The sequence below is a fragment of the Bifidobacterium vespertilionis genome (assembly GCF_008698145.1).
Classification (GTDB): domain Bacteria; phylum Actinomycetota; class Actinomycetes; order Actinomycetales; family Bifidobacteriaceae; genus Bifidobacterium; species Bifidobacterium vespertilionis.
Genome location: NZ_RZNZ01000003.1, coordinates 90,001 through 102,405 on the forward strand (window position 1 = coordinate 90,001; position 12,405 = coordinate 102,405).

Annotated in this window: 9 protein-coding genes; 5 read left to right on the forward strand and 4 right to left on the reverse strand. The window is 61.9% G+C overall.

The window, feature by feature from the left end:
• Nucleotides 1-301: 301 nt before the first annotated feature.
• Nucleotides 302-1,726 (reverse strand): MFS transporter, encoded by a 1,425-nt coding sequence (locus EMO90_RS03105; protein WP_150353031.1) that lies wholly within the window; start codon nt 1,724-1,726, stop codon nt 302-304.
• A 139-nt stretch (nt 1,727-1,865) separates the two neighbouring features.
• Between EMO90_RS03105 and EMO90_RS03110 the strand changes: the two genes are divergently transcribed.
• On the forward strand, nt 1,866-2,786 hold the full coding sequence (locus EMO90_RS03110) for a LysR family transcriptional regulator (protein ID WP_150353032.1): 921 nt from the start codon (nt 1,866-1,868) through the stop codon (nt 2,784-2,786).
• 55 nt (nt 2,787-2,841) lie between these two features.
• Here the strand turns inward: EMO90_RS03110 and EMO90_RS03115 are convergent, their stop codons facing one another.
• Entirely contained in the window at nt 2,842-3,459 is a 618-nt protein-coding gene (locus EMO90_RS03115; RefSeq protein ID WP_223849636.1) for a DNA-binding protein, read from the reverse strand.
• A gap of 677 nt (nt 3,460-4,136) precedes the next feature.
• Here EMO90_RS03115 and EMO90_RS03120 point away from each other — a divergent pair.
• Nucleotides 4,137-5,447: an MFS transporter gene (locus tag EMO90_RS03120; RefSeq protein ID WP_150353034.1), complete on the forward strand. Its 1,311-nt coding sequence runs from the start codon at nt 4,137-4,139 to the stop codon at nt 5,445-5,447.
• A 914-nt stretch (nt 5,448-6,361) separates the two neighbouring features.
• On the opposite strand, the gene rpsA is transcribed toward EMO90_RS03120, so the two are convergent.
• Complete coding sequence (gene rpsA, locus EMO90_RS03125; RefSeq protein WP_150353035.1) at nt 6,362-7,843, reverse strand: 30S ribosomal protein S1; 1,482 nt, start codon at nt 7,841-7,843, stop codon at nt 6,362-6,364.
• Nucleotides 7,844-8,020: 177 nt separating this feature from the next.
• Nucleotides 8,021-8,899 carry a bifunctional methylenetetrahydrofolate dehydrogenase/methenyltetrahydrofolate cyclohydrolase gene (locus EMO90_RS03130; RefSeq protein WP_150353036.1) on the reverse strand — a complete coding sequence of 293 codons (879 nt, stop codon included), beginning with the start codon at nt 8,897-8,899 and terminating at the stop codon, nt 8,021-8,023.
• A gap of 109 nt (nt 8,900-9,008) precedes the next feature.
• Here EMO90_RS03130 and EMO90_RS03135 point away from each other — a divergent pair, with 109 nt between their 5' ends.
• From EMO90_RS03135 to EMO90_RS03145, 3 genes are all read left to right on the forward strand, one after another.
• Nucleotides 9,009-10,052, forward strand: a complete 1,044-nt coding sequence (locus tag EMO90_RS03135; RefSeq protein ID WP_150353037.1) for a metal ABC transporter solute-binding protein, Zn/Mn family — start codon at nt 9,009-9,011, stop codon at nt 10,050-10,052.
• A gap of 224 nt (nt 10,053-10,276) precedes the next feature.
• Nucleotides 10,277-11,200, forward strand: coding sequence for an ABC transporter ATP-binding protein (locus EMO90_RS03140; protein ID WP_395952725.1), 924 nt, complete (start codon nt 10,277-10,279; stop codon nt 11,198-11,200).
• The gene (locus EMO90_RS03145) at nt 11,197-12,024 is read left to right on the forward strand and encodes a metal ABC transporter permease (protein ID WP_150353039.1); all 828 of its coding nucleotides are present in this window, start codon (nt 11,197-11,199) and stop codon (nt 12,022-12,024) included. Before EMO90_RS03140 ends, EMO90_RS03145 begins: the two co-directional genes overlap by 4 nt.
• Nucleotides 12,025-12,405 lie beyond the last annotated feature (381 nt).

A 12,405-nucleotide genomic window follows, 5' to 3' on the forward strand; every position in this document is an offset into this window, starting at 1 on the left:
TTTTGAGTTTCTTTGTTCAGACCACCCGGATTGGTAAATCGTGACGGTCATTGTTAGCAAAATGTTAGCGTCCCAGACCATCGAAACAGCTTAAACACTCGGCGCGTCGAAACACTGCTCCAGATGCTCTGTTAGCATCACCGCCCTTCATGATGACGATCTTCTCCGAACAGGTGATTGAAGAGAACTTGACCCGCTCTCCCCATTCACCCTAATTGGAGCCGAATGCGGAATAATCGACCCGTCTCCAACGACTGTCGTTCAAGTGTGGCGGATATCGCCATGAACGGGACACCCGAAGTCAGCGCTCAGCCCAGCGCAGCCGAGCGTAGGCGAATGCGCAGATGAGCAGCAGGGCGGCCGCGATGAACACGGCGCGCAGGGAGCTGTCAAGCGAGGGTGTGAAGGTGGCGACCACACCGAACACGGCCACGCCGATCGCGCCACCGACCTGACGGAACGTGTTGAACACCGCGCTGGCTATACCCGCCTGCTTCTGCTCCACGCTCACCAGCACCAGTCCGGACAGTGCCGGCGTGACCAGTGCGCCGCCAAGGCCGACGACGCTCAGGGCGACGGCGATCACCCATGCGGGCATTGGAGCCGGCACCAGCACCGCGGCAAGGAACCCAACGGCCATGGCAATCAGTCCAATGGACACGGTGAACCGGGTGCCCATCGAGTTGATGACCTGCCCGCTGAACACGTTGGTGACCACCATGACCACCGCGGAGGGAATGAACACCAGCCCGGCGGCGAACGGGCTCATGCCCTGCTCGCTTTGCAGGAACAGGGTGGAGATGAAGACCATGCCGAACCAGTTGAAGATCATGATGAAGCCCACGATCAGCGAGATGCGCATGCCGTCGTTGCGGAACAGGTTCAGCGGCACCATCGGATGCCCGACCTTGGCTTGTGCGATCACGAACAGCACGAGTGCGGCGACGCCGACAGACAGCAGCGCGAGCGTCACCGGCGAGGAGATGCCCAGGGAACCGATTTCGATGACGCCGGCCACCAGCGAGGCGAGGCCAATCAGCGCGAGCGTCTGGCCGAGCCAGTCGAACGAGATGGCACGGGTGGGCGATGGTGCAACCTTCGGTGCAAGAGCGAGCACAATCAGGCAGAACGGCACGTTGACCGCGAAAATCAGGTTCCAGTGGATTGGTGTGAGCAAACCGCCGAACAGTGGGCCGAACGCGGATGCCGAAGCCGAGCCGGCGCCCCACAGGCCGAGGGCGAACGCACGGCGGCGCGGATCGGGATTGGCCTCGTTAATCAAGGCCATCGACGCCGGCAGGATCAGGGCTGCGGCCACGCCCATCAGGCAACGGCCGACGATGAGCACCAGCATGGTCCACGCGAAGGTGCTCAGCAGGGACGCCGCTCCGAACAATGCCGTGCCGAAGAAGAACATGCGCTTGGCACCGAACTTGTCAGACAGACTGCCGGCGAGCAGCAGCAGCGAGGCGAACAGCAGCGTGTACCCGTCGATCATCCACTGCTGCAACGCCATATTGCCGCCAAGGTCGGCGGTGATGGTCGGCAGTGCCACGTTGACAATCATGGTGTCCATACCGGTCAGGAAGAACGCCAGCGAAGTGGCGAAAGTGGTCAGCCCGGCGCTGTAGCGGGCCGAGCGACGCGATGCGCGACGGGTTTCACGCTCGAGGCTTTCGTCTTCGCACACGAGGCCGAGGGCTGCGGATTCGTTGATTGATGTCATACTCACCTATATCCCATTGTTTACATGTTTCCGTTTGGTTATTGCAGTAGCTATGGTATTCTTCAAGACAACAGTAAAACAGCGGTTTATAAATACTTATGGTTTACATCCTATAAACCTTTGGTTTATGGAGGTCGCAATGTACGACAGAAGACTGGACGCGGTGATCGCCGCCGCGCAGACCGGCAGCTTCGCCAAGACCGGCCATCGCCTGCATATTTCCACGCCGGCGGTGGCCAAACAGGTCAATACGTTCGAAAGGGAATACGGCCTGACGCTGTTCGACCGATCGCGCAGCGGCGTGCAACTCACCAAAGCCGGCCGAGAGTTCGTCGAGGACGCGCGGATGATTGTGCGCCAATGCGAGGAGATCCTGCGCCGTGCGCAGCAACGCGGCACCGACGGCATCGCCACCGTTCGTCTTGGCGTTTCCATCCTGCGTCCCGGCCGCCGTATCCTCGACCTATGGCAACGCGACGCCGGCAAGCACACCGACATCCGCCTGGAACTGGTGTCGATACCCGACGACTCCGAAGCCATCAACGACATCATCACCCATCTCGGCGAAAACATCGACCTGATCTCCACGGCGTTCGACACCGGCTATTGGAACGACACATACAGCACCCTCGCCCTCGATTCCGAGCCGCTGTGCGTGGCCGTGCCACGCAACCACACGCTGGCGAGACGCGCACGACTCACATTGAAAGACCTCGAAGGCACGCGCATCCGCATCCTCAAGCGCCATCGCGGCGCCAACGACACGGCTCGGGACTTGTTGGAACAATGCCCTGCCATCGATCTGATCGACATCGACCACTACGACCTTGACACGTTCAACGACTGCGCCGAATCCGGCGACCTGCTCATCTCCAAACCGATGTGGGCCGGCATTCACCCACAGCTCGTCAACGTAGCCGTGGACTGGCCCGAACCGGTCATCATGCACTACGGGCTGCTCTATCCGCTCGATGCCATCCCGGCAATTCGCACGTTTATCTCCCGCATCGCCGCACTATCCGGCCTTACTGGCGAATCCCGTGCACTACCTCATTCATGATCCTTGGGCCTTTGTCTTCCGGCTCCTGGCTTGCGGGATTGGTGACATCCGCCGTCTACTCGATAGACCGTGGCTCGTGTTCGAGCACGAGTTTCATCTTGCTGTTGTCCATCAGCCACGAGTACAGGTTCAGGTCCAGAATCATCGCCAGGTCGAAACAGGCCCGCACCGCGTCCGCCAGTGTGATGCGCCGGTTCTCGCCCGGCAGCGGGACGCCGTTGACGAGCGGCTCGTGGTGGGCGACCCGGTTGCGCAGGGCATGCACGGTCTTGACAATGTTCAGCGCGTAGTTTCTTGTCCACTTGGCGTTCGCGTCCGCTGCGTGCCGACGGCCGCCGGGGAAGGACTTGACGATGCCTTTGCGCCAGAGGTCGTTCTCGTAATCGGCGCTGCCCTCGTCCGGCCAACGAGCATGGATTGCGCCGCCGTTCTCCAGCAGATTGCGCCAGAACCCGAACGTCAACGCCGCGACGAGATGGCCATGCGTGTGCCATTTCTTCTGCTGGATGGTGAGATGGCCCCATGCCTCACGGATCTGACGCTGAGTACGGTCGTCGAAACGCAGCCCCGCCATGTACCAGTCCTCGGTGCCGGCCTGCTCCAAGGCGATGAGGGACAGCTGCCGATCCATGTGGTTGCGCAAGGCGACTTCAAGGATGGCGATGTCGCCCATGCACGCGCTGGCCATGTCATGATCCCACAGGTACAGTCGCAAAGCCGGGCATGAACGTCTCCGTGCTTCGGAGTCATAGGATGAGAGCCGTTCGTCGGTGATGCACGAGCGTAACGCCCTCTCCTGTGGACTGCCCTTCCGGGGAGTCTGTGAGAGGAAATCGGCTGCTGGGTTTGACTGTCGGCTCATAACCCGTTATCATATTCCATGAAATCCCCCAAAGGGCCTCTCCGGACGGTCTTCGACTGAGCCGTGATGCACTGGGGGTTCTCTTTTATCCGGATGATTTGCCCGGATCCTGTTATCGATGTTATCGAAAGGCTTCCTTCCCGTAGAAGGCCATCTGCTCGTCTCCCCACCATGCAAGAAACCGCTCGGCTGTCTCGCCGTTATGCCCGCTGCTGCCGAACGCCCCATCGGTGGAAGCCTGATTGGTCAACCCGGTCACGAGTCCACGGCGATGGCCATGAGCTTGACCTCCATTGACCGTTACTCAGATACGCGAATATACGTCGATTGTGGCGGGCATGCCCTTAATCATATCTAAAACCATTGGAATTACAGGGATTGTGGGCTATCTCATGATGATAAAATTACTTTTGAAAAAATGGACAATTCAGAATTAATCAAGCAATTAAATTTTATGCTGAAAAACTATCTTTGATTAAGGAATAACGATGCTGCGCAAACTCATGCAATCCCTGCGCGTCAATCGACCGTTCGCCACGCTGGCCACTGCGTCCGGGCTTTCGTCGCTTGGATCGTCGGTGGTTGTCTTCGCGCTGCCGGTCGTGTATCTGAACATGACCGACTCACTCGCCTCGATGACGGCGATCGCGACGGCGGAGGCGCTGGTCGGCATGATCGTCATGTTCGTCTCCGGTCCCATCGTCGACCGGTTCGACCGACTGCGGATCATGCGCATCAGCCAGTTGGAGGAAACGCTCAACGATCTGCTGCTGTTCCTGCTGGTCGTCTTCAACATCACAGCCGTTCCCGTCTGGATGGCGCTGGCCATTGTCAGCGCAACGTTCTCCACGGTTTCGATGAACGCAGAGGGCGCCTTCATCCGCTCCATCGTCTCGACGAACCGCATGTACCGGGCCATGACCGTCATGCAGGGGCTGCGGTATGCGACCGTATTGCTCGGACCGGCGATCGGCGGCGTGATTCTGCAGTTCTCCGTGGCTTCGGTCCCGTTTCTGCTCGGCGTGATGGGCGAAGGATCCGCCTTCCTACTACTGTGCCTCGCGCTGAAACCGTCCGACGCAAGGTATCGTGATGACGAGGATGAGAATGCAAATGATGATTCAGATTCGGATGATGACTCGGATAACATCCTGCGGGAATCATGGAAGGGCTTCAGCCTGATCATTGTGGACGGCACCTACAGGGCCACTGCCCTATTCCTGCTACTGGTCTCGCTCGGATCGGGTGTCATTTTCCCCTCGCTCACGTACGGAATGACCCTTGCCCATGCCCCTGCGGTCATCATCGCATCCCTGTCCATGGCCACCGGCCTCGGAGGACTGTCGGGTGCGATGCTCATCAACCCACTGGTGGAACGTCTGCATCTGCCGCTGGGCAGATCGATCATGCTTGTCACGCTTGTGCTCGCCGCGGCGGTGTTCGTGGCTGGGCTGGTGAACCAATGGCAGGGCTACGTGGCGATGCTGCTGCTCATGGCCATGCTGTCACCGGTATTGGTCACCGGCCTGCAGAGCTTCCTGTCCGCGATGACGCCGGAGAACATGCAGGGCCGCATCTTCGGCGCCCTCAACGTGTCGATCTCATTGGCATCGGTGGTCACACCGGCCATGGCCAGCGGGCTTTTGACCGGGACGGGCGTGATCGGCGCCATGATGACGAGCGCCGCATTCATCCTGCTGGCATTGGTTTCCCTAGCATCCTCGCGATCGCTGCGACGGATTCCCGCAGCCGACCATTGGGATGAATATCTCGCGCAGTTGCACACGAATGAGGAGTGATCGTCGATTCTTCCTCGTCCTGAGCTTATTCTCTCTCATCCTGAGCGAAGCCGAAGGATCCTTGGCCATTACGCATTGACCATTCGTATGCGTTCCAACCTGCGCCCTTACAATCGCCGATTGGAAGAAATCTGCATCTACCAGCCTCGATTGGGCTTCCAATCTGCAGATTTCTTCCAAGCTGAGAAAACCACGGTACAGGTTGGAACGATCATGCCATTATCCGACCCACGCCAGCTGCCGTTGGCCCGTGCGTTCCAACATGTGCCTGTTTGGGCTCCTCCTGGATCCATCTGAGTCTTGTTTAGATCCGCCCTCATCGGATTGTCCATTTTGCGGGTGCAGGCGTCGCACTCTGATGCATTCCGGTGGCACGCTTCGGTGACATGAGCGCAACATTATGGGCTGTACGGACCGAAATTCGCGATTCGCAGCGCTATCGGACCGATTTTTGGGCGAATTTCGGCCCGATAGCGCTGTGAAGAGCAGGAATCGGTCTGCGCAGCCCGTATCTTCGGATTCGCGGACCGTCGCCGTAAGTCTGTGAGTAGTTGCATCTCGCATCGTGTCCCAACGTGCCCAGTTTGGCGGGGAAGGCCGCCTGGGGACACGGTGCTTCGCTCAGGATGACAATGCAATCACACCGTCATCCTGAGCGAAGCCTGGCAGGGCGAAGCGAAGGATCCTTGGCCATTACACATATAGTCATAGTGCAGAAGGTTAAGGATCCTTCGACTCCGCGCTACGCGCTGCGCTCAGGATGACGGGACCGACTCCGCTATGTCCGGCTGTGCCGGACCGTCGCCGGCGTTCGCTTCACGGCTCAGCGCTCAGGATGACGGATCACACAATACGAATGGGGGCTCCGACCCAATGGATCGGAGCCCCCATTTCAGTCAGTCAGCGAGTAGGACTCACTTGTTCTGGCCGAGCAGCTGGTCGCGCAGGGCGGCGAGCTGATCGGAATCGGCGAGGGTGCCGGTGGAGGTGTTCTCGGAAGAGTAGTTGGAGGAAACCTCCTCGACCTTCTCTTCCTTCGGAGCCTGGCCATCCTCGGCGGCGGAGGCGGCGGCGTTCTCCAGCTCCTTGGCCACGAAGGCCTTGTGCTGCTCCCACAGATCGTGGGCCGCGGCGTACTGGGACTCCCACTCCTCGCGCTGCTTCTCGAAGCCGGGGATCCACTCGTTGGTCTCCGGGTCGAAGCCTTCGGGGTACTTGTAGTTGCCCTGCTCGTCGTACTCGGCCGGCATGCCGTAGATGGCCGGATCGAAGTCCTCGGAGTTCGGGTCGACGGAGTCGTTGGCCTGCTTGAGGGACAGGGAGATACGGCGACGATCGAGATCGACGTCGATCACCTTGACGAACACCTCTTCGCCCGGCTTGACGACGGTCTCCGGGTTCTCGACGTGACGGTTGGCGAGCTCGGAGATGTGCACCAGGCCCTCGATGCCGTCCTCGACGGAGATGAACACGCCGAACTGCACGATCTTGGTGACCTTGCCCTTGACGATCTGGCCGGGGACGTGGGTGCGGGCGAAGCGCTGCCACGGATCCTCCTGGGTGGCCTTGAGCGACAGGGAGATGCGCTCGCGGTCCAGATCGACGTCCAGCACCTCGACGGTGACCTTGTCGCCAACCTTGACGACCTCGGACGGGTGGTCGATGTGCTTCCAAGACAGCTCGGAGACGTGGATCAGGCCGTCAACGCCGCCAAGATCGACGAAGGCGCCGAAGTTGACGATGGAGGACACCACGCCCTCACGGATCTGGCCCTTCTTGAGCTGGGACAGGAAGGTCTCGCGGACCTCGGACTGGGTCTCCTCGAGGTACTGGCGGCGGGACAGGACCACGTTGTTGCGGTTCTTGTCCAGCTCCAGGATCTTGGCCTTGATCTTCTGGCCGATGTACGGGGACAGGTCGCGGACACGACGCATCTCCACGAGGGAGGCCGGCAGGAAGCCGCGCAGGCCGATGTCGACGATGAGGCCGCCCTTGACGGCTTCGATGACGGTGCCCTCAACAACGCCGTCGGCGTCCTTGATCTTCTCGATCTCGCCCCAGGCACGCTCGTACTGAGCACGCTTCTTGGAAAGAATCAGACGGCCTTCCTTGTCCTCCTTGGTGACGACAAGGGCCTCGATGGTGTCGCCGACCTCGACGACCTCGTCCGGATCGACGTCCTTCTTGATGGAAAGCTCGCGGGAGGGGATCACACCCTCGGTCTTGTAGCCGATATCCAGGAGGACCTCGTCGTGATCGATCTTGACGACGGTACCCTCGACCAGATCACCATCATCGAAGTTCTTGATGGTGGAATCGACTGCCTTGATGAAGTCCTCTTCGGTGCCGATATCGTTGATCGCGACCTTGGTGACCTCAGTGTTGTTCTCTGCCATGTAGATATATGGTTTCTCAATAGTTGGATGGATATTACTCGATATTCAGTTATGCGCATACGCCTTCGCGCATGCAAAATTCAAGATTACCCGAGGGCGTGCCCAAACGTTCCTGCGCGACACGCCCGGAATGCGACGGGCGTTGCGGATGGGCGTGTCAGGGCTTATGGGACGCCGTCAGGCCGCCTGGCGCTCGGCGATGCCCACCACGTTGCTCAGCAGCATCGCGCGGGTCATCGGCCCCACGCCGCCGGGGTTCGGGGTGTACGCGGAAGCCACCTCGTAGCAGGCCTTGTCCACGTCGCCCTTGATCCGGCACCGGCCGGCCTCCTCGTCCCACACGCGGCTGACACCCACATCCACCAGCACGGCGCCCGGCTTGACGAATTCTGGCTTGACGAACCCGGCGGACCCCATGGCGGCCACGATCACATCGGCGCGGCGCATGTGCTCCTCGATGTTCACCGTGCGCGTATGGCACAGCGTGACCGTGGCGTTGACCTCCCTGCGCGAAAGCAGCAGGCCGATCGTGCGGCCCACGGTGATGCCACGGCCCAGCACGCACACCTCCTTGCCCGCCAGATCGATGTCGTAGTGGTCCAGCAATGTGAGGATGCCGTTCGGCGTGCACGGCAGCGGAGTCGTGATCTCGCCATGCGGGTGCAGCACCAGCTCGCCGAGGTTGTACGGGTGCATGCCGTCGGCGTCCTTCCTCGGATCGATCAGATCGATGATCGCGTTCTCATCGATGCCCTCGGGCAGCGGCAGCTGCACGATGTACCCGGTGCAGGCCGGATCCTCGTTGAGATCGCGCACGGCGGCGGCGATGTCCGCGAAGCTCGCGTCCGCGGGCAGCTCGCGGCGGATCGAGGCGATGCCCACCTCACCGCAGTCGGCGTGCTTGCCGGCCACGTACTTCATGGAACCCGGATCGGCGCCCACGAGCAGGGTGCCCAGACCGGGCGTCATGCCCTTGGCCTTGAGCCGCTCCACACGTTCGGCAAGATCGGATTTGATCTTCGCCGCCGTCAGTTTGCCGTCGAGTTTCAAAGACATGCTGCATCTCCCATTCGCGTTGCCGTGCGTCTTAGGCTATCGTGAAATACAGTCAATGAGGAACGCCGGACATCCCCGTTCCATAGGGACCATCGCAAAGGAACCGCATATGAAGACAGCACTGCGTCGCATCGGCCGGCATGCCGCCGCACTCGCCGGCATCATCGCCTTGGGTCTTGTGGCCGGATGCGGGACCGGCGGATCGACCGCATCGCCCACCACGGAGCCGTCCACGTCGTCCGCGGGAGAGACGAGCGCGTCCAGCGAACCGATCAGCGTGGTCGCCTCCATCAACCAGTGGGGATCGCTGGCCAAGCAGATCGGCGGCGACTACGTGGACGTGACCTCCATCCTCTCCTCGAGCAACGTGGAGGCGCATGACTTCGAGGCGCAGGGATCGGACATCGCCAAGCTGTCCAAGGCGCAGGTGGTGGTGGCCAACGGCGCCGGCTACGACGCTTGGGCCACCAAATCCGTGACCAAGCAGACCGCCCTGGTGACCGCGGCCGGCAACGTGGGCGCCGCCGACGGCGACAATCCGCATCTGTGGTTCTCCAAGGACGCGCGCAACGCCGTGGCGCAGGACCTCGCGGACACCTTCTCCAAGCTGCGGCCCGACCATCGCGACTACTTCGACGAGCAGCTGTCCAAGTGGCAGACCCAGGAGAAGGCGCTGGAAACGGCGATGGGAGACTTTTCGACCGCCCATAAGGGCGCCACCTATGCGGCCACCGAATCCGTGGCCTACTACCTGCTTGCGGATCTGGGCATGAAGGACGTGACGCCGAAGGGATTCGCTCAGGCCGCGGCCAACGGCAGCGAGCCCGCGCCGTCCGATCTGACCGAAATGCAGAAGGTCCTGGAGTCGCAGGAGGCCAGCCTGCTGGTCAACAACCCGCAGGAGTCTTCCGATGCCACGAACATGATCACCGGCGTGGCCCACAAGTCCGACGTGGCCGTGGTGGACGTGACCGAGCAGATGCCGGAGGACTACGCCACGCTGACCGATTGGATCACCGCGCTGGTCAAGACCTTCGACGAGACGATGGATCAGGTCGAGCAGACCAAGGGCACGCAGGACACCCCGCCCGATCCGGGCCCGCGCAGCTCCGCCACGGCATCAGAGTCGCCGTCCTCCTCGAGCGCGCAGTAAGACCGCGCAGCCAAGCCACGCAGCAAAACCTCGCTGCATGCTATCCAGCCCGTCCCGCCTTCGGGGCGGGCTTTTTGCATCCGGCGCGCGCATTCTCATTAGTCGTTCATAACTGATAACGGTTGTCATCACCATCTGCCACAATCCCCGTCAGAGAAACCGGCATGAGGATATGCCGGCACGACATGCAGGACATCGACACGCAGGACGTAAGGAGCATCGCAATGACGGCAGGCATCGTGTTCGACCATGCGGCGGTCGCACGCGGCGGACGGACCATATGGCGCAACGGCACGTTCACCATCAGCAAGGGGACCGTCACGGCCATCGTGGGCACCAACGGCACCGGAAAAACCACCATGATGCAGGTGGAGCTGGGGCTGCTGCCCCTCGCCGAAGGCAGCGTGACCGTGCTGGGAGAGCCGGCGGGCAAGGCGAACGCGCGCATCGGCTACGTGCCGCAGAGCTACACCGACGACATCGATTCCAACCTGACGGCCGAGCAGTCCGTGCTGCTGGGGATCACCGGCACGCGCTTCGGCATCCATCCGATCACCAAGGCGCAGCGGGCCAAGGCGCACGAGGCGCTTGAATTCGTGGGCGTGGCGGACAGGGCCTCGCAGCGGCTGAGCCAGCTGTCCGGCGGCCAGAGGCAGCGTGTAGCGATCGCACAGGCCCTCGCCTGCGACCCCGAACTGCTCATGCTGGACGAGCCGCTCGCCAACCTCGATCTGGCCAGCCAGCGTTCGGTGGTCCACGTGCTTGCCCGGCTCAACCGCGAACTGGGCATGACCATCCAGGTGGTGGCCCACGACCTCAACATGCTGCTGCCCATCCTCACCGGCGCGGTCTACCTGCTCGACGGGCACCCGCACTACGCGGCCATGGACGCCGTGCTCGACTCGACGCTGCTCACCCATCTGTACGGCACGAAGGTCCAGGTGGTCACCACGCCGCAGGGCGACATGTTCGTCACCCCGAACGCCATGGACGAGCGCGACGGCGTGGTACCGGACACGCACGACGCGGCCGAAGTGGCCGAATTCCACGACCACGCGCACCATCACGGCACGCAGTCCGCCCAGAACGCCGCGGGCGCCACGAACGCCGCGAACAGCAACCCGAACGCCAAGGAGGCCCGCGCATGATCCACTTCGCTTTCGATCCCGAATGGATGGAGACCGTCACGGCCCCGTTTATGGTCAACGCGTTCGTCGCCGGCGTATGCATCGCCCTGGCGGCCGGCGTGATGGGGTATTTCACCATCGCGCGGCATTCCACATTCGCCGCCCACGCGCTGGCCCACATCGGACTGCCCGGCGCAACCGGAGCGGTCCTGCTCGGCCTGCCCGTCTCCGCGGGTCTTGGCGCCTTCGCCCTCGGCGGCGCGCTGATCATCGGCGCACTGGGCAAGCGGGCCTCGCAGCGCGAGATCGCCACGGGCACCGTGCTCGCCTTCGCCACCGGCATGGGTCTGTTCTTCGCCCGCCTGTCCTCGCAGGCCTCGCAGCAGATGCAGTCGATCCTGTTCGGGTCCATCCTGACCATCACCGACGCGCAGATCAAGGGGTTCGCGATCTTCGATCTGATGCTGATCGCCGTGCTCGCCATCGTCTACCGCCCGCTGCTGTTCAGCTCGCTCGACGAGCAGGTGGCACGGGCAAAGGGCGTGCCGGTGGGCGCGATGAATCTGGTGTTCATGGCGATGATGGCCGGTGTGATCACGATCGCCGTGCCCGCGGTGGGCACCCTGCTCATCTTCGCGCTGGTGATCACGCCCGCCGCGACGGCGAACATCGTGACAGCCTCGCCGTTCGCCGCGATGGTTACGGCCACGCTCATCTGCCTGGCCTCGATCTGGGGAGGCTTGGTGCTGTCCGCGATGTTCCCCGCTCCCCCGAGCTTCGTGATCGTGACGATCTCCACGCTGTTCTGGGCGGTGGCCCGGGGTGTGGCGGCCCTGCGGCGCTGATCCGCCCCGGCCCGCGCCCACCGAGTGACCGTGACTGATGGCGGCCGATTTATGGTGGCGATTTGAGACGCATACGGTCCGCGTGCGTCTCAAGTCGCCACCATATTGAGTTTTGGGGGTGGTTTGAGACTCGTGGACGGCCTCCGTGTCGGCCTCTGTGTCTCAATCCGCTACCAATTACCGAATTGGGGGCGATTCGAGACAGCATTCCGACTGCCCGTGTCTCGAATCGCCACCATATTGAGTATTGGGGGTGATTTGAGACTTGCAGGCGTGCTCCTGTGTCTCGAATCGCCACCATTCTTGGTTATGGATGCGATTTGAGACGCAGAGATGCCCGATCATGTCTCGAATCGCCGCCAATTGCCGAAACGGTGGTGG